The sequence below is a fragment of the Paenibacillus piri genome (genome assembly GCF_004354045.1).
In the GTDB taxonomy this organism is placed as follows: Bacteria; Bacillota; Bacilli; order Paenibacillales; family NBRC-103111; genus Paenibacillus_S; species Paenibacillus_S piri.
Map to the genome: position 1 here is coordinate 141,812 of NZ_SMRT01000019.1, position 17,580 is coordinate 159,391.

Below are 17,580 nucleotides of genomic sequence, written 5' to 3' on the forward strand. Positions count from 1 at the left end.
TCGCCACTTATTTAGTGGTGCGGAGGCGGCTTTGCATATGCTTTGGGACTGTATCACCGGTTGATACCTTTATGGGACAGCCTCTTTTTATGCGCTGCCAGGAGACAGGCGCTATTATTACTCGCTCTCTGTTAGTTTTTGTTGGATTTGACGCTCATATTCGGTGAACGCTTCCGAGATCAGCCATCCGCGGTCAGACATCAGTGATTGATAGCGAAGCCTCTTGGCCGACAACTGACATTGAAGCTCTGTGCGCTCGGTATCGTCTTGACAGACCGAAAGTAGATCACCAAGCGTTACCATTTCTTTGCGAAGCTGCATTTCCTCGGGAATGAGCCCGGCATTCTTGAGTAGCTTGAAGCCGACCCGAAGCTCCGCCGGGACATTCTCTAAATCATCAGGGGCAAGCGGCTTGCCGGCACCAGGCGGATTGTCTAATTCCCCGCGACGAATGGCCTCCAGGATCCTCTCCTCTGCGATCGTGCGCATAAAATCCATCGGTTATCAACTCCTCGATATCATTTTATCATACTACGGCAAACGTATTCTTGTACGATATGGCGGTTTTGTTATCAATGGTTGAAAATTAAACTCCTTTACTTTCCATGCATGAGTATGACTCAAATCACAAATATTAAAAATAGAAATATGGTCATAAACAATTCTGCCTTAAGGATGGAGTACTTGTTATGATTTATTATCTATTGGGCATTGCTGCAATAGTATGTATTTTTGCGTTTATTGTCTCCGCCGTCGTTATAAAAAAACAAGAAAATCAAGAATACGATAAAGGAATGAATCATTTAACCAGAAAACATAACATTATTGCAAATCCCATTTTAATTGCGTATGTCCTGTTTCCATTAGTCATTGTTCTAGGGGCTGCAGTTCTTATTTATTATTATGGAGGATAAAAATGGATAAAAGGACATATTACATTTCCGTCCAAGCGAGAACGATAATGGTAAATCAAGGTGATGCAGCATATGAATTTGAAATCGAAGCAACTCAAGAGGATATTGATAAATTACAGGACCTTTTTGAGATGATGAACGAATACGACGAGGGGACTTTTATTCGTTCACATGTGCCCGGTGTACCTTATCATCATGATAGCGATAATGATGCTTATGACGATACCTTAAAGGAAATTTATTCTATGATCGGCAGATTAGGAACAAAAGAAACGAGCGATCATATCGCTAAGATGGATATAGATAACATGGGTTGGAATAGCAATTAATAATACACACGGATATCTCGCTTTTAAATTCAGTTTTAAAAGAATTGAAGTAAACCATGAAGGAGCTGTCGCGGCAGCTCCTTTTCTTTTTCACAAATAGCGAAAATTTTTGTACATTTGGCTGCTGAAAATGGCTAAATTGAAGACTCTATTCACGGAATCGCGGGTATAAAATAAACCACATCGGTTATATTATGTTAAAAATGGAAGAAGGTATATCGAAATGCTAAATAACGAGTTACCCAAAGAAAACCTTCCACAATTTCCCGAATCCTTATGGATTGCTTCTTCGAGTATTCCGAGTTTTCCTAAGCTGACAAATAATATCAAAGTAGATGTAGCAATCGTCGGGGCAGGAATCTCCGGCGTAACAACGGCATATTTGCTTTCAAAACAGGGTCTTAAAGTCGCATTAATTGAGGCCGGCAAAATGCTTAACGGAACCACAGGCCATACAACGGCAAAAATTACTGCACAGCATGATCTTATATACAACGAATTCATTTCACATTTCGGCGAAGAACAAACAAAGCTATACTACGAAGCCAACCGGGAGGCATTACATTTCATTAAACAAACTGTTCATGAGCATCAAATATTATGTGATTTTTCAGAGGAAGATGCTTATGTTTACACGAATTCAGACGATTACGAGCAAAAACTGGCCGCCGAATACTCAGCTTATGAGGCATTAGAAATACCCGGAGCTTATATAAAACAAGCGCCGTTGCCTTTTCCAACGAAAGCTGCGGTTGTCATGAGAAATCAGGCCCAGTTTAATCCGATCCCATATTTAACGTATTTAGTTAATGATGCAGTACAACAACAGGGGTGCCAAATTTATGAGCATACGACAGCTGTAAGTATGGAAAAAGGAAATCCTGCAACATTGTTTACGAAAGAAGGATATCGTATCACCAGTGATTATGTCATTTCGTGTTCACATTTTCCCTTTATTGACGGAGGGGGATTTTATTTTGCAAAAATGCACGCGAGAAGAGCTTATATTCTGGCTGTAAAAACTGCCAAACCATTTCCGAGGGGCATGTTTATAAGTGCCGAGGAACCCAAACGATCTCTCAGGTCTACGACGGTTAATGGAGAATCAATGGTATTAATCGCAGGCGAAAGCCATAAGACGGGACAGGGAATCTGTACGCTTCAGCACTACGAAGCTTTGAAAATGTTCGGTGAAGAACAGTTGGGAATAAAAGAAATCAATTATCGATGGTCTGCTCAAGATTTGGTTACTTTGGACAAGCTTCCGTATATTGGACAAACAGCTTCGGATGATCCTAATATACTTGTCGCCACCGGATATAAAAAATGGGGCATGACTACAGGAACAGCGGCGGCATTATTAATCGAAAAGCTGGTCACAGGAAAAAAAAGCCCTTACCAAGAACTCTTTAAGCCTGCAAGATTTCACGCAGATCCGAGCCTAAAAACATTCATCGTGCAAAATGCGGATGTGGTTAATCATTTCGTTTCCGGAAAATTGGGCATGATTTTCAAGAATCCGGAGGAGCTAAATATTGATGAAGGAGCCGTCGTGAGAGCTAATGGAAAAAGAGCAGGCGCCTATCGGGATCAACAAGGCCAACTACATATCGTCGATACGACGTGCACCCATATGGGATGTGAAGTCGAATGGAATGATGGAGAGCGAACCTGGGACTGCCCTTGCCATGGTTCAAGATTTTCATACAGAGGCGAAGTGCTTGAAGGTCCCGCTAAAAAGCCGTTAAAAATAGTATTTCCTGAATGATAAGCAATTGCGAGGAGATGACGATACAAATTGATACAAGCAGCTCCAGTCGTAGCAATTCTGGGAATAGGCACAGCCGTACCGGATTATCGTCTCGATCAGGCTGATACATCACAAAGATTAGCTTATGCATTAAGCGATAATCCCGATTCAGCGCGCTGGGCAAAAAGAATATTCAAGCAATGCGGTGTGGAAGCACGTTACACTTGCGAACCGAACCTGCTGGAAGCTGCCGAAGATTGCCTTTATTTTTCCCAATCCAGACGGCCAGTTCCCTCGACTGCCGAACGAATGGAAACCTATAAAAGGGAATCCATTCCATTAGCGCTGAATGCTGCGAGAAAAGCGCTGGCAGATGGAAATGTGAAATTGTCTGACATTACACATCTAATCACAGTTAGTTGTACAGGGCAGTTCCTTCCGGGTTTGGATGCCGCGTTGGTTCAACAGTTAGGATTAGCTGTCACTGTCAATCGGATTCCGCTTAACTTTTTAGGATGCGCCGCTGGATTAAAAGCCGTTTGCCTATCACGACAAATCGTAACAAGTAATCTCGCCGCTAAAGTTTTAATTGTTTGTCTTGAATTATGCACGCTTCACATTCAGCCCTCCAGCGAGCGTGAAGCCTTATTTGGCGCTTCATTTTTCGGCGATGGAGCTTCAGCTTGTATTGTAGGCTCTGTAGGTTCTACGGGATTTGACCATCATGGAATTTTCAAATTAGGAAACGAACATTCCATTCTTCTGCCAGACTCCGACGAAGAGATGATGTGGGAGGTGGGCAATTACGGGTTTGATCTTTATTTATCGACAAACATTCCTAAACTGATAGGCAGATATATTCCAGAGCAAGTTGAGCGTTTGATTAATGGAAATCAAAAGCCTGATATTTGGGCGATTCATCCCGGAGGCAAAGGAATTATAGATACGCTGGAAGAGACGTTCGGGCTAACAGAAGAACAAACCAGGCCCAGCCGCACCGTATTGCGCAATTATGGAAACATGTCCTCCGCAACGATAATATTCGTGCTTAACGAAATGAGGCATGAGCTGCAAAGCCGCAGCTCCGGACCGGCAAACGGCGTTTCCCTGGCATTCGGGCCGGGCCTTACCTGCGAGATGATCCAGATCACTTATTTCCCATCCGGCTCATTTCAAGAAGGGATTTTGGATGAAAACCATGTTTAGAAGGTTCAAACAGCGAGCTGTAGAACACGAACTGATGGATGACTTTTCGACAGGGGGAGCAGAGCTTCGGGAAGCTTTGCAGCATCTTCGAATGCTTAACCGGATCTTCGGTGCCGCATCAACCACTCTCTTCGGGGTACAGCAAATATGGCTAGAGTCGGACAAACCGCGGCGTTTTTCCATCCTGGATATTGGATCGGGGTCCGGAGATGTGAATCGGCAAATTCTGCGATGGGCGGATGAGAACCAGATCGATGTAAGGATCACCTTGGTAGACATTACGGAAGAAGCTTGTGAGGAGGCAAGGCTGCTTTATTGTAACGAACCGCGGATACATGTGATGCGAAGCAATCTGTTCGAGCTTCCGGAAGGTTGCGCGGATGTGCTTACGGGGACACAATTCGTTCATCATTTTATTGGGAATGAGCTGCTCAAAGTTGTAGAAAGTATGCTTAAGGCATCCAGATTAGGTGTTGTGATCAACGACATCCATCGGCATTGGATTCCTTGGGCAGCGGTATGGCTTACAGCGAGAATTGTCTCCAATAACCGATATATATTAAATGACGGACCGCTATCCGTGGCTAAAGGTTTTCGTTCGGAGGATTGGAAAAATCTCAGGGAAGCTCTAGGCGCAACCGAGATGTTCTATGTCTGGAGACCCATGTTTCGGTACGTGGTGGTCATCCCGAAAAGCAAGGGATAATTTATATCATCGGAGTTGAATGTTGATGAATCACACCCTGGATGTGGCGGTTCTTGGCGCAGGAATTGCCGGCAGCAGCTTAGCCAAGTCTTTAGCGGATCGGGGGTGGGAAACAGTTCTGATCGACCGTCAGCAATTTCCGCGGCATAAAGTTTGCGGTGAATTTCTGTCCCCCGAATCCCAAAGCATGATGAATACTTTTGGCTTGCGTGAATTTGTAGAATCGCTGCAGCCAAGTTTGATTAGTCGGGCACGTATAATTTTTAGCTTTGGCGAAGCCTTAGAAATTCCTCTGCCCGGTATTGCTTTAGGGGTAAGCCGATATTCGCTGGATTCCACTCTCCATAGCGCTGCGCAAAGCTCAGGTGTTCATCTGCAGACCGCAACAACAGTAACTTCCGTATATCCCAATGGCAGAGGATACACAATTGAGACGAAACAGGGAGAGGAAAGAAAACTATATCAGGTACGAGCTGCTATTGCTGCGTGGGGTGCAAATTGTCGTTCAGGACTTCCAGGTCATAACCCTTATACTCTCGATCAGAATACGTATATTGGCGTAAAATCCCATTTTAAGGGAGTAGAAATGGAGCCCGTTGTAGAGCTCTATTTGTTTGATGGCGGATATTTAGGTATTTCACCCATTGAAGGCGGGCTCGTCAATATTGCGGCACTACTGAAACGGAAAGCTTTTCGGAACAGTGACAAATCGATTTTAGGGTTGATTAATGCCGCTTGCAGCAGGAACCCGAAGCTTTATCGGAAGATGGCTAATGCCGTTCCAGTTCCCTATACCCAGGCAGCCGTTGCCCCGGTTAATCTAAACCGCAAGCCATTGGCATGGGATTCAATTCCCCATGTAGGTGACGCCACTCTAATGATACCGCCACTCTGCGGAGATGGGATGTCCATGGCGCTGCGTTCAGCACGATTGTGCGCTCCTCTTGCAAACAGCTATTTATGCGGGGAGATTTCACTTTCTAGGTGGCAGCATGAATACACGCAATCCATTCAGCATGAATTCATGGGTCCCTTACAATGGGGACGTCTTATTCAATGGGCATTCGGCGTACCCGTTATACCCAGACTGCTACTAAATGCAGCACAACTCTCACCGAGACTGGCATATGGATTGGTTCAAGCGACCAGATTAAAAGAAAGCGAATCATAGACTTCATTGATTTCATCTTCTCCATTCGATATCAAAAAACCAATTGCTATTGACAGATGGAAAGTACTGGTATACACTAATGTCAGTTAGAACTGACAGACATTTTTTGAAAAAGGGGTTATAACGTGAAATACGGTAGGCAAAGTACGGGCGAGCGGTTGCTGCAAGCCGCCATTAATCTGATCTCGGAAAGAGGCTATAACGGAGTAACCACGGAGGAGATCGCAACAGCAGCCGGACTGAGCGAGAAGACATTATTTCGTTACTTCGGCACCAAACTGAATCTTCTCGAAGCATCCTTCGATCACTTCCATTACGCCGAAGAAATGAAAAAGATATTCGAGGATAGTCTTGTATGGGAACTTGAAACAGACCTCCTTACTATATGCAGGGCGTATCACGAAATCATGAATCGCGACCGAAAGTTGGTCTTGATTAGTCTCAGGGAAGCAGCCTTACTACCTGATTTTAAGAAACGGATGCATCAGCATCCGCTGCAACTTCTGGAGGTTTTGACCCATTACTTCATCGACATGGGACAAAGAGGCAAGATGATTCGCACGAACCCGGAATTGCAGGCCTTTACGTTCATGATGACGCACTTTGGCGCATTTATCAATGATTTGGAATCTGGAAAGCATTACCCAAACATTGAACTTGATCCCTTCATGCAAGAAAGCGTTCGGATATTTGCCAGGGCTTTAACCCCCTAGTTTTTTACTCTCGTAATTTCAGTTTGTACTGATAGACCAATAACGGAACTAAAATTTTAAGCTCTGATTCTTGGGTGCACAAGCGCTCGACTTACAACCAATAAGGAGAGTCGCTTTTAACCAAATACTGTTTTTAACCAAATATTCAAACATGAGGAGGAAACAAAATTGGCAGCAAACAAATCCGTCGAACAAGAGTTGTTGATTACTCGTGTCTTCGACGCACCTCGCGAATCGGTATTTGAAGCCTGGACAGAGGCGGAGCGCTTGTCACAATGGTGGGGACCGCAAGGCTATGAATTGGAGGTCAAGAAACTCGAACTTTATCCGGGTGGTCTCTTTCTGGGTAGCCAGCGCTCGCCTGAAGGGCATGTGATGTGGGGCAAGTTCGTGTACAAAGAAATTGTCGCGCCCGAAAAGTTGGTTTTCGTCCAATCTTTTTCCGACGAAGATGGCAATACGATCCGAGCTCCGTTTAGCGGAACGTGGCCGCTTGAGGTTATTAATTACTTGATCCTCACCGAGAACGGTGGAAAGACGACGCTTACGCTTAGAGGCGGTCCGTATCAGGCGTCAGAAGAAGAGCTTGCTACTTACGAAAGCATGAGGCCTCATATCCAGCAGGGACTTGTCGGCACCTTTGATCAGCTTGATGCTTACTTGGCAAGAACATAGCTTTTTCAAAAATATCTGCATTAAAAAGGAGCGAGAATTATCAATGAACCAAAATCAAGAAGTAACGACATTTATTGAAAGCCTAAGTCAACCTTGGCAGATCGAGGTTTGCAATCGGCTTCGTCAATTGGTCCATCAATCTATTCCGGATGCGGAAGAACGCGTGCAATACAAAAAACCTCACTTTTTGAAAAACGGTCAGTTCGCTGCTGTTATAACTCCATCCAAAGATTCAGTTGCATTTATGATCATGAACGCTAAAGATCTTGAATTACCTAAAGGTCAGTTCGAGGGTCCCCCTGAAAGGAAATGGACGAAAATCCGTGAAGGGCAATCACCCGACTATGATATGTTGTCCAAACTGCTTGTCCAGGCATCGAGTACACTCTAAAACAAGTGCCACGAATCTTCTTGAATTCGTGGCACCTGTATTTATGGGAGGAGTCAGGATTCGTATGCAACTTAGCAATCAAGAAGAAATATGATTTCTTCCTAAATGGTAGAATGGGGAGTGTGATTCCTAGAAACTTAATGAGCCAAGAAGGGAATGAAATCGATGGGCAGAGTATTTTTAGACATCTCAATGTCATTGGATGGATTTATTGCTGGAAAGGATGATGACGTAGAGCGGCTGCACGATTGGATTCTGGATTTCAACACCGGTATTTTTAAAAAAAGCGAAGTCCTGAATGAGCTGTTCGAAAGGACAGGAGCCATTGTTGCCGGCAGACGAGTCTATGAGATCACATCCGGATGGGGTGGTAATCATCCGATCCGTGACGTTCCCGTATATGTGCTTTCCCACGACATCCCGGAAAACGTTCCTCCAGGCGGGACTGTATTTACCTTTGTCTCGGAAGGCATTGAAGCTGCCATACGAGAGGCCAAGGGTTCGGCAGGCGATAAAGACGTATATGTGCTGGGTGGGGCGTCAGTAGCCCAACAATGCCTCAAAACGTCGCTCCTTGACGAAATTCATGTGCATATTGCCCCCGTACTTCTTTCAGAGGGGATTCGATTGTTTGATCATATCGGATCCGAATGTATCCAACTTGAAACTATCAGGATCTTAGAATCTCATGGGACAACCCACACTAGATATCGCATCATCAAATAAATATTTGTATTTAGCCAACTAAGAGATAACGCGAATACAATCAAAAATACGCCTCCCTTTGCGGGTGTTTTTTGTTGTAAACACTTCAAGGGGCATTGCAATCATGGTACTACACGTGTACGCATAAGCCAAATAAGTTGCATTTAAGTCCTTGATATACAAGGATTTTTTTGTTATGCAGCCTCAAACAGATGTTTACCTGTTATTTTGCAAATTTGCTTCCCGAATACCCCCCTTAGAGACCGTGTAAACAGCGGTTTTTTTGTGTTAGGGATAAAGTTATGCGGGTTGAGACCAACAAAGTCCAAGCGTGCAATCAACAAAAACAATAGAGTCCAATTGCCGGATATTAAGGAACTCTCTATAGTGAGGGATGCAAGCAAACACAGTAATCGTAAGGAAAGGATTGATCTCTTATGAGTAAATTCAAAGTGGTGCTTACCGGACCGTCATGGCCCTCCGCTTTGGAGAAAATCGAGCTTCAGTGTGAGGTTAGGATTTGGAAAGATACTGAACCGATCCCCCGAGCGTTATTGCTTGAATGGCTGCAGGATGCGGAAGGGCTATTCAGCACAGGCGATGTGAAGGTTGACTGCGAATTATTAGCAGCTGCCCCTCAATTGCGGGTTGTTGCCCAGTCATCAGTCGGCTATGACAATATCGATATCGATGCCTGCACCGCAAGAGGAGTCCCTTTTGGCAATACCCCGGGGGTGCTTGTTGAAGCGACGGCAGATTTAACTTTTGCCTTGCTGCTGACTTCAGCCCGCCGCATTCATGAGGGTTGGGATAATGTGCGATCCGGAGGCTGGAAAAGCGGCCAAGCTATCCCCTATGGTGTCGATTTGTTCGGGAAAACTCTCGGCATTGTAGGGATGGGAGATATAGGATGTGCGGTTGCCAGGAGAGCCAAGGCATGTGGACTAAATATTATCTACCATAACCGCACCAAACGAAAAGATGGGGAACTGCTTGAAGCAGCCTATGCGGACTTTACAGAGCTGCTGCAGCAATCGGACTTTATCATTTCTCTGGTTCCTTTATCACAGCAAAGCCGGGGGATATTTGGAGCTGAGCAGTTCCGTCTTATGAAGCCTACAGCGTATTTTATTAATGCTTCCCGCGGAGGAAAAGACTTGCTACAAGCGCTTCGTATCGGGAATCATGAAGAATCGGCTGCTTTATTCGAGCAGTTCGTCTCTGCCTTTAAGCAGCAAGCTGATATCGAAACCGTGCTTCGCCAAGGTTTGCTGCAATTGCTGGGTAGTGTTTTGCATGTGGTATACCAAACAGGTCATAGCCCGCAGAAGGTGTTTGGTCTCAGTAATCTATATGAAGAATTATTGCAGCATCACGAACTTCAAAAAATGTGCGATTGCTTCATCCATCTTGTTATGGAGCCGTTCATTGAGCTTATTGTTGAATCGCAAAATGTAAAGCTTGTTCAACTGGTTGAGGAGGTTAAAGAAACAATTCATAGCAAATATAACATTGATTTATCCTTGGAAATGTGCGCCGATTTGCATCACGTCGACCCTTTTCGTCTGAGTAAAGCCTTCAAGGAAGTAACGGGTATCAATTTCATCGACTACGTAACAGATTACCGAATTAAGAAATCGAAGGACCTGCTCAAAAATACGAGCCTTCGGATTAACGAAATTGCTGAATTGGTAGGCTATCAGCCAACGTACTTTAATCGGATTTTTAAGAAGAGAGAAAGTATGACTCCAGGTCAATATAGAGAAAGATAATGGTTATATTCCAGCGACACGCTGTCCAAGGCGGCGTTTACCGAATATCGAATGAATCTACGAAATGAGGGGTATCGATGATGACGTGTGGGACGAAGACGTGATAAGCCCACATATGCACCCAGGGGTTCCCGGTCCTATCCGTAAGTACCGACTTTACTACACCGGGCATGAAATATTGCATGAATAAGGCGCTGAACGATGCCAGGAAAGCCCCGGGACTGCTAAAGACCATCCAACTGTCGAAGAAATGCAACGCCGTATAGGTGAGCCCTCCGAGTACAATCGGGATAACGGCGCTATTGGCGACTGCCTTGAATCGCGGGTATAGGATGGCGAATAAAAAAACGGCGGTCGGGATAGCCGTTCCGAACAAGTTAAAGATAAAGGCAGCAAAACCCCCGAAAATAATTTGTCTTGGCGTCAGACTGAGCAGCGCGTCGGACAGACCTCCCAACTGTACAATAGATTCTATAACTATAATTATGATAATGATAATCGTATCGCGCAGCACATTTTGGTTCGAGACGATATTCAGCTGCGAGAGTGTATACCCCTTTTTTAAAGTAAAATATAAGACGGGCAAAACAGCATACATGATGAAGTTATAGAATGACCAAACGAGCATTTCAGCCAGTTTAAGATGCTCATGAGTCCCATAAATACTTCCCGCTAAATGGAAACTGATCGCATGGAAGCCTAACAGTTTGCCTAATCCGAACCCCAACAACTGAGCAAACGCCATATAACCCAGCAAAAGGTATATCTCTTTTTTGGATGATTCTCTGCCGGGTGACATCAGCTGCTTGTTCCGGTAGCCGCGTGTTATCAAAACAATGATGCCAATGAGGACTAAGCACCACAGGGAAGCAGCTAGCAGATCCCAAAATCGATCAGCGGCCGAAGCGTGTTCGACAAGCGGCTGGTGCGCGACAAAAGGCGCTCCGAATTGCTTTAATAAGATGTAGCCGACCGCAGATATTCCAATGTAGCCAAGGATCGCATATAAGGTATGTTTTCCGGTGTCATTCAGCAAGTTTCATTCTCCTTTTTCAGCTCGGCGAGTAACGTATCCAGCGTTTTCATAAATTGTTCTCGCTCCGCCAAGGGAATCTTCTCGAATTTGGATGCGAACATGGCTTCCAACTTCGGATTTACGAGGGATAATACTTCTTCTCCTTTCTGTGTAATCGTGATCCGTTTCTCCCGTAAACTCTCGTCGCTGACTTTAATAACGAGATGGCCGGTCGACTCAAGCTTGCGGCATAAATGACTGCTCGTAGGCGGCTGGACATTCAGCCATCTGGCTATACCGGTAACCGTAACGATGTGGACTTCGCCTACCGCGACCAGAACAAGGTATTGAGCAAAGCTTATTCCGGCAAGTTGTTGGACGATTTTTTCGGCGATTGCGTCAAGCATGTAAGTGAGGGAATGGAGCTTGTAATTGGGTTCGTCATATAGTTTCATGATTAAATATTACATATCTAAATGTTTGATGTCAAATGATTTTATTCGGAATCTTTGAACATGCTGAATGCGTTGCACGTTTCCAAGTAACAAACTAAGCCGAACCATGCGTCGCATCAATTGGCACAATGGTTCGGCAAACGTTCGGCAGCTCGTTGAACCAGCGGGCAAAATAGTTAAGTCTTGTTTTGTAATAATTTGCAAGATATATTGATTGAAATAAAAACGCATGTATAATTATACATATCGTCGAATATTTATGCACGACAAGGAGAATGATTATGAAATATAAATTATTTGTTGACGGACAAGAAGGTACAACAGGATTGAAGATCTTTGAATATCTATCAAAACTATCAGACATTGAGGTTCTCAGGATTGACTACGATAAAAGAAAAGATCCTAAAGAACGGAGCAAACTCCTTAATGTAGCAGATATTGTTTTTCTTTGTCTGCCCGATTCGGCTGCAAAAGAGTCCATTGCTCTTGTGAAAAATGAAAAAACTAAAATCATTAATACCAGCACTATCTTTAGAACTGATAAAAATTGGGTATATGGTTTGCCTGAGTTAAAAAATCAAAGAGATTTAATACGTACCTCATCAAGAGTTTCCGTTCCTGGTTGTCATGCTACCGGTTTTGTTCTTACCATTAGACCGTTGATCGAAGCTGGTATTCTTCAACAAGATTATCCCGTTACATGTTATTCGGTGACCGGCTATTCCGGAGCTGGGAGAAGTGGAATTGAGGAATATGAGAATTCAACATTAGTTACCGAAAAAAAGCTTAATGTTCCAAGACATTATTCATTGCAGCTCAATCATAAGCACATCCCTGAGATGTTATTGTATTCAGGGCTTTTATATGAGCCATTATTTACACCCATTAAAGCTAATTATGCGCAAGGACTAGCAATGTCAGTTCCCTTAATGAGCAGGTATATGCCGAAAAACCCTTCCGCAAAAGATGTACATGAAGTATTATCAGCGTACTTTGAAACAGAGCGTTTTGTACATGTGATGCCGTACGATTCAGAAGCTTACCTCGACGAAGGGCATTTTATGATATCTGAATGTAATAACACGAACCGACTGGAAATATTTGTTTTTGGACAAAAGGACAAGATAAATATTATTTCAAGATACGATAATTTAGGTAAAGGGGCATCAGGCGCTGCTGTACAAAATATGAATCTCATGCTTGGATTCGATGAAGGAAATAGTTTGGTAGAGCATAACATATAACACTTTGAGGCTGCCGTAGATCGATAACGGCGGCTTCATATAGAAGGAGGTTGTTTTAGTGAAATTAAACTATTTAGTTCTGAATGAAATGAACAAACAGTTAACACGGATAGAATCATGTTTAAACCTTTTGTCAGATGAACAAGTATGGCACAGATTTAAACCGAGCATGAATAGTATTGGCAACTTATGTATGCATTTGGCGGGAAACGAATATCAACATTTTGTAAGCGGTATTGGCAAGGCGCCTTTTACTCGAACGAGGTCAGAGGAGTTTCATATAAACGATGGTATATCCGGAAAACAATTAATAAAACTGCTCAAAGATGTGAGACGACAGTCTTCAATCATACTTGAAGCTATTACGGAAAGTGATCTAAAAGCAAGCATTGCCATACATTATTCAACCGATGATTGGAATAAAATGATTGTGCGTCCCGTTTTTGAAACAATGTCCAACTATTCGAAGGATCTGGAAACGATGCTAATTCAAGTTTGTGAGCATTATAGTTATCATGCTGGACAAGTTGTAGTTCTAACGAAATTATTAATTGATAGTGAGGACAATATAACAGGAACGTACCACTAAAAACAGCGGCAGCCCGGGATTTTAATTCCAGGGCTTGCCGCTGTTGTCGCATCTGCGGTATGAGCAAGGCGAATCATAAAATAAATGAAAGGTCAGTTCATCCCGACGGGAAACGAAAGCTCAATAAACAACATAATGAGGCTGCCTTACGAGCCTGCGTAAATAGAAACCTGCCGGCGAACGGGCGTGAAATCGGTCATATAGACGGTAAACTTGTCTTTACTGTTAGCCTCTGTGCCTCTCATGGCCGATGTATAGGCGTGTTCGCCGAATCCGCCCTGCAGACGGATCGACTCTCCGTCCAACCGGTAGATCGCTTCGCCGTTTTTTAATATAGCGGTGCGTCCCGCATCTCCGGGAATAAGGGTATCGCCGGTTTCCAGCATCCCTCCGGATTCAAATATGAATTCCAGCTTGCAGGGGACCTGCTCAACTCCTTCCGAATGCACGTCCATAACAATTCCTTCGCGTTCGATGATGATATCGATCGTAATGTCATAGCGCTGAAGCTGCACGCGCTCGCGTTCCGCATGCTTCATTTCTCCCCATACCGGGGTAGGAGAACCGTTGGGGAAGGGCCGCACATAGCCCCATTCACAGCTATAGTTCAAGCTGTAGCCCTTGTCGGTCTTCTGGATGTCGTTGACCTTGAACTGCCCCTTGCTGAAAAAGGAGCCTGCAAATTTCACATATACTTTGTTACCGCCCGATTGGAACTTCAGGAAGGTGCTATTATTCTTCAGCACGGTTAAGGTTACATTGTCTGTACGCTGCCGGATGACGCCGGAGTTTTTAAACCAGGTTTCATAATGAAGCCCGGGCGCCTCCGTTTCCGATTCAAAACGGTCCAAGCCTTCGTTCAGCATATATTGCGTCAACAGGCGGGGTGCAGGTACCGCCGCGGCTATGTCGACAGCCGAATCCGCTTTTTTCAGCAAACGATCGGTGAGGTGGAGCAGCTGATCGGCGACATAGGCGTAGGTCTTGTTGGACAATTGATAAGCCATCAGTAAAAAGTTGTCGTAATAGCTGATAGGGTAGGTGTCCTTGCCGTAATCTTGCCGGGTTGAATTTAACGTAAACAAGGTTTGATCCGGTTCGATATACTTCATTACCATGTCCAGATTTCTTTGAATGTGCTGCAGCAGCTCCGGCATCGCCAATTGCTCCGCCATAATTTGCAGGGAGCGGTTATTGATCACGTTATAAATGCCTACAGACCTCTCGGTATACTCGCCATACTCATCGCAATCAATGCCTTCATTCAAGTATAACTGAATTTCTGTCCTCAGCCTTTCGTCACCCAGCAGGTTGTACAGCAGCGACAGAGCGGAAGCCATCACCCAGCGGTGATTCGGCGTATGGAAACCGCCGTTCAGGATGCCTTCCGCCGCGCGGCTTAAATAGTCGAACATCATGCCGCCAATTTCCTGCTCCAGCTCCGATTGCTTCGAATACTTCTGCACCAGCCGATACGTATAGGCCAGCACCTGTACCGTAAAAGCGGCCGATGTTGCATCATGGAAATTCGTTTCCTTCAAGTCCTGCGTTCCGTCCTCGTGCTGCTCGCGCAGCAGGCTCGCTATATAGAGACGGGCGCTGTTCAGCAGCTCCGGCTTGCCGCAATAGATGGAATCCGCATTGTAATACACGCTGAGCAGAACGTCCAGGCAATGCGCGGTTACCCCCGGCTCGCTAAATTCCTTGGGCGGGACGACACATCCGCCGTAATCGCGGGAGCTTGTATCCAGACATTGGAAACGCAGTATAAATGGAACATAGAGCTCTGTAATTTCAATGATTTTGCGATAATGTCCCTTCAGCATGGCCGTTTCTCCTCTCGGTTCAAAGCTAAGAGATGAATGCTCCGGGAGCACCATCTCCGCCTGCCTTTATTGAAATTATTGAGCAGCGATTTCTATAGAAAACTGGGGGCTCCCCCAAAAGTAATCGGAATTGGCTTCAGAGCATCACGTCACTTTTAGGGGATTTTGTTATTTGAAGGTCTTGTTATACAGTGCCGTTCTTTGCGTAATAATCTGATCGATGCCTCTCGACTTGAGTTCATTCTGGAATTGCGCATACGTCGCTTCAAAATCGGTTGCCGTCACCATTTTGATCCAGTATTCCTGCTCGGTTTTCACAATTTGCGGATTATTTTTCACTTCGGCTTCCACCGGCTCGTTAAAGAGAACGTCGGATACGGCATCCTTCGCAGCGATTTGATTGGACAGAACGGCAAAATCGCCATACGGCTGTGCGGTCAATTTCAACAATGCGTCCGACTGCGCCTGCGGCATCGGAGGATTTCCGTTGTAGATCAGCTTTAAGTCGGGCATAATCCAGTTCATCGTTTTGTTGTTTTCCTCCGCGCTGATCGGAGTCGGGATGCCGTTATCCATTTTGAAGTTTTTGCCCTCAAGGCCGAACGCCAACGTTTGTGTCACATCCGGCTTCGCCATCCAATTTAAATATTTGACTACCGCGTCGACATGCTTGGATGTTTTCGGGGTGAAGATGTATAGTCCTAATGGAGGATAGTTGGTCTTGTAATAATGACCGTCCGGATTTTTAAATACCTCGATAGGTGTCAGCTTCGCTGTCGGCACGCTCTTCTGCAAGACCGAATAGGGGCTTGGCACGCTGCTGTACGGTACCCAAGCGCCTTCCGTAAAGAAGCCGGCCACTCCTTTAGTTACATTGGCCATCTGGGTCTTATTATCCGATGTCGCAAATTCCCGGTTGAGCAGTCCGTTTTTATACATCGTATTCATAAACAGCATAAAATCTTTAAAGCCTTCTCTTGCAGGCTCGGGAGTGGTGAACCTCGTTTTCAGAGAATTGTCTTTGAAAAAGGAAGCCATCAGGTCGTACAGCAAAAATTCGGTGCTGAATTTATTCGGGTCCTGCGGTACTCTTTCCCATGGAATAAGATTGTTTGCTCCTATGCCGCCCGGGTCCTTTTCTTTAAAGGCCTTCAGCACATTAACCAGTTCTTCGGTAGTGGTGGGGGCTTTTAATCCCAGTTTGTCCAGCCAATCCTGGCGAATGAAGGAGCCGTAATGGTTCGTGTTGCTTCTTACGGCAGGGATCGCGTACTGCTTGCCGTTAATGACGCCATTTGCCAGTACCTTATCGCCCAGCGCCTTCTTGAGCTCAGGCCCGTATTTGTTGAGGGATTCCGTCAAATCGGCCAAGCCGTCAGATAGCGCATACTTGGTGAACAAAAGTCTGTCATACGTAAAGACGATATCCGGCGCGTTGCCTGCGGCCATCATGACATTAAGCTTGTCTGTTTCCTGGCTTCTGGGGACGGGAACAAAGGTTACCTTGACGCCTTGTTTTAACATTTCCTGCTGAATCCAACGGGTCCATTGGTTATCCATAAGCGTCCCTTGACCCTCAGGAACGTTATTGCGGTCAAATAATTCCACAGTCAGCTCCTCAGTTTTCTGATTCGACTCCTGGGATTGCGGAGAACCGCCGCCTCCGCCGCTGCATCCCGCCACGATAACTAAAACGAATGCCAGCATGCCGGCCCATTTTTTCTTGCCCATCCGTACCGACTCCCTTCAAATTTGTTTATTATAAGAAAAGCTTCTGACCGAAGCCCTTTCGATGAAGATACATTCGTGTTTTAGATGTGGCTTTTCTGATATGAACGAGGTCTGTCAAGAGCGTCTCTTGAAGCTCCCCGTTTTTTTGAATTTTGAGTAAAAAGTAACTCTTTGTGATGCTTTACATGGAGGGGCGGGTATGATAGGCTCATTGGCCTATGGCGATGAAGTGACCAACGTAATCGCTCTCTCGCCAGGATGTCATACCCGCAGAGGCTCCATGTCAAGCATTACAAAGTTCCGCTTAAAGGCTGAGCGTGAAGGCAAAAATCTTTTCGACGTTGAGCAATCTGATATACGTGGGTTGGTTACACACATTTTATCTCTC

General features: G+C 44.9%; 19 protein-coding genes. 14 read left to right on the plus strand and 5 right to left on the minus strand.

Features of this window, described 5'->3' with window-relative positions:
- Nucleotides 1–117: 117 nt before the first annotated feature.
- The gene (locus E1757_RS29255; protein ID WP_133234907.1) at nucleotides 118–498 is read right to left on the minus strand and encodes a DnaJ family domain-containing protein; all 381 of its coding nucleotides are present in this window, start codon (nucleotides 496–498) and stop codon (nucleotides 118–120) included.
- Between the two features lie 191 nt (nucleotides 499–689).
- Here E1757_RS29255 and E1757_RS29260 point away from each other — a divergent pair, with 191 nt between their 5' ends.
- From E1757_RS29260 to E1757_RS36025, 11 genes are all read left to right on the plus strand, one after another.
- Nucleotides 690–914: a hypothetical protein gene (locus E1757_RS29260; RefSeq protein ID WP_133234909.1), complete on the plus strand. Its 225-nt coding sequence runs from the start codon at nucleotides 690–692 to the stop codon at nucleotides 912–914.
- Nucleotides 915–916: 2 nt separating this feature from the next.
- Nucleotides 917–1,243 carry a hypothetical protein gene (locus tag E1757_RS29265; RefSeq protein WP_133234911.1) on the plus strand — a complete coding sequence of 109 codons (327 nt, stop codon included), beginning with the start codon at nucleotides 917–919 and terminating at the stop codon, nucleotides 1,241–1,243.
- Nucleotides 1,244–1,466: 223 nt separating this feature from the next.
- Complete coding sequence (locus E1757_RS29270) at nucleotides 1,467–3,011, plus strand: FAD-dependent oxidoreductase (protein ID WP_133234913.1); 1,545 nt, start codon at nucleotides 1,467–1,469, stop codon at nucleotides 3,009–3,011.
- Between the two features lie 30 nt (nucleotides 3,012–3,041).
- Nucleotides 3,042–4,199 (plus strand): type III polyketide synthase, encoded by a 1,158-nt coding sequence (locus E1757_RS29275; RefSeq protein WP_133234915.1) that lies wholly within the window; start codon nucleotides 3,042–3,044, stop codon nucleotides 4,197–4,199.
- Nucleotides 4,192–4,905 (plus strand): methyltransferase domain-containing protein, encoded by a 714-nt coding sequence (locus E1757_RS29280; protein WP_133234973.1) that lies wholly within the window; start codon nucleotides 4,192–4,194, stop codon nucleotides 4,903–4,905. The genes E1757_RS29275 and E1757_RS29280 overlap by 8 nt, the downstream gene beginning before the upstream one ends.
- Before the next feature lie 25 nt (nucleotides 4,906–4,930).
- Nucleotides 4,931–6,076, plus strand: a complete 1,146-nt coding sequence (locus E1757_RS29285) for an NAD(P)/FAD-dependent oxidoreductase (protein ID WP_133234917.1) — start codon at nucleotides 4,931–4,933, stop codon at nucleotides 6,074–6,076.
- A gap of 125 nt (nucleotides 6,077–6,201) precedes the next feature.
- Nucleotides 6,202–6,789 (plus strand): TetR/AcrR family transcriptional regulator, encoded by a 588-nt coding sequence (locus tag E1757_RS29290; protein WP_133234919.1) that lies wholly within the window; start codon nucleotides 6,202–6,204, stop codon nucleotides 6,787–6,789.
- A 168-nt stretch (nucleotides 6,790–6,957) separates the two neighbouring features.
- Nucleotides 6,958–7,464: an SRPBCC family protein gene (locus E1757_RS29295; protein ID WP_133234921.1), complete on the plus strand. Its 507-nt coding sequence runs from the start codon at nucleotides 6,958–6,960 to the stop codon at nucleotides 7,462–7,464.
- 43 nt (nucleotides 7,465–7,507) lie between these two features.
- On the plus strand, nucleotides 7,508–7,855 hold the full coding sequence (locus E1757_RS29300; protein ID WP_133234923.1) for a DUF1801 domain-containing protein: 348 nt from the start codon (nucleotides 7,508–7,510) through the stop codon (nucleotides 7,853–7,855).
- A 165-nt stretch (nucleotides 7,856–8,020) separates the two neighbouring features.
- Nucleotides 8,021–8,581, plus strand: a complete 561-nt coding sequence (locus E1757_RS29305) for a dihydrofolate reductase family protein (RefSeq protein ID WP_133234925.1) — start codon at nucleotides 8,021–8,023, stop codon at nucleotides 8,579–8,581.
- 416 nt (nucleotides 8,582–8,997) lie between these two features.
- Entirely contained in the window at nucleotides 8,998–10,332 is a 1,335-nt protein-coding gene (locus E1757_RS36025) for an NAD(P)-dependent oxidoreductase (protein ID WP_165972338.1), read from the plus strand.
- 37 nt (nucleotides 10,333–10,369) lie between these two features.
- Here the strand turns inward: E1757_RS36025 and E1757_RS29315 are convergent, their stop codons facing one another.
- Nucleotides 10,370–11,368, minus strand: coding sequence for a hypothetical protein (locus tag E1757_RS29315; protein ID WP_133234927.1), 999 nt, complete (start codon nucleotides 11,366–11,368; stop codon nucleotides 10,370–10,372).
- Nucleotides 11,362–11,802: a MarR family winged helix-turn-helix transcriptional regulator gene (locus E1757_RS29320; RefSeq protein WP_133234929.1), complete on the minus strand. Its 441-nt coding sequence runs from the start codon at nucleotides 11,800–11,802 to the stop codon at nucleotides 11,362–11,364. The genes E1757_RS29315 and E1757_RS29320 overlap by 7 nt, the downstream gene beginning before the upstream one ends.
- A 281-nt stretch (nucleotides 11,803–12,083) precedes the next feature.
- Here E1757_RS29320 and argC point away from each other — a divergent pair, with 281 nt between their 5' ends.
- Both argC and E1757_RS29330 read left to right on the plus strand, forming a co-directional pair.
- Entirely contained in the window at nucleotides 12,084–13,046 is a 963-nt protein-coding gene (argC, locus tag E1757_RS29325; protein ID WP_133234931.1) for an N-acetyl-gamma-glutamyl-phosphate reductase, read from the plus strand.
- A gap of 58 nt (nucleotides 13,047–13,104) precedes the next feature.
- Complete coding sequence (locus E1757_RS29330; RefSeq protein WP_246079626.1) at nucleotides 13,105–13,635, plus strand: DinB family protein; 531 nt, start codon at nucleotides 13,105–13,107, stop codon at nucleotides 13,633–13,635.
- Nucleotides 13,636–13,781: 146 nt separating this feature from the next.
- On the opposite strand, the gene E1757_RS29335 is transcribed toward E1757_RS29330, so the two are convergent.
- Nucleotides 13,782–15,461, minus strand: a complete 1,680-nt coding sequence (locus E1757_RS29335; protein WP_133234933.1) for a hypothetical protein — start codon at nucleotides 15,459–15,461, stop codon at nucleotides 13,782–13,784.
- A gap of 168 nt (nucleotides 15,462–15,629) precedes the next feature.
- Nucleotides 15,630–17,192, minus strand: a complete 1,563-nt coding sequence (locus tag E1757_RS29340; protein ID WP_133234935.1) for an extracellular solute-binding protein — start codon at nucleotides 17,190–17,192, stop codon at nucleotides 15,630–15,632.
- A 199-nt stretch (nucleotides 17,193–17,391) separates the two neighbouring features.
- Here E1757_RS29340 and E1757_RS36260 point away from each other — a divergent pair.
- Nucleotides 17,392–17,580 (plus strand): hypothetical protein (locus tag E1757_RS36260; protein WP_220446507.1); only part of this gene is annotated, 189 nt, incomplete at its 3' end.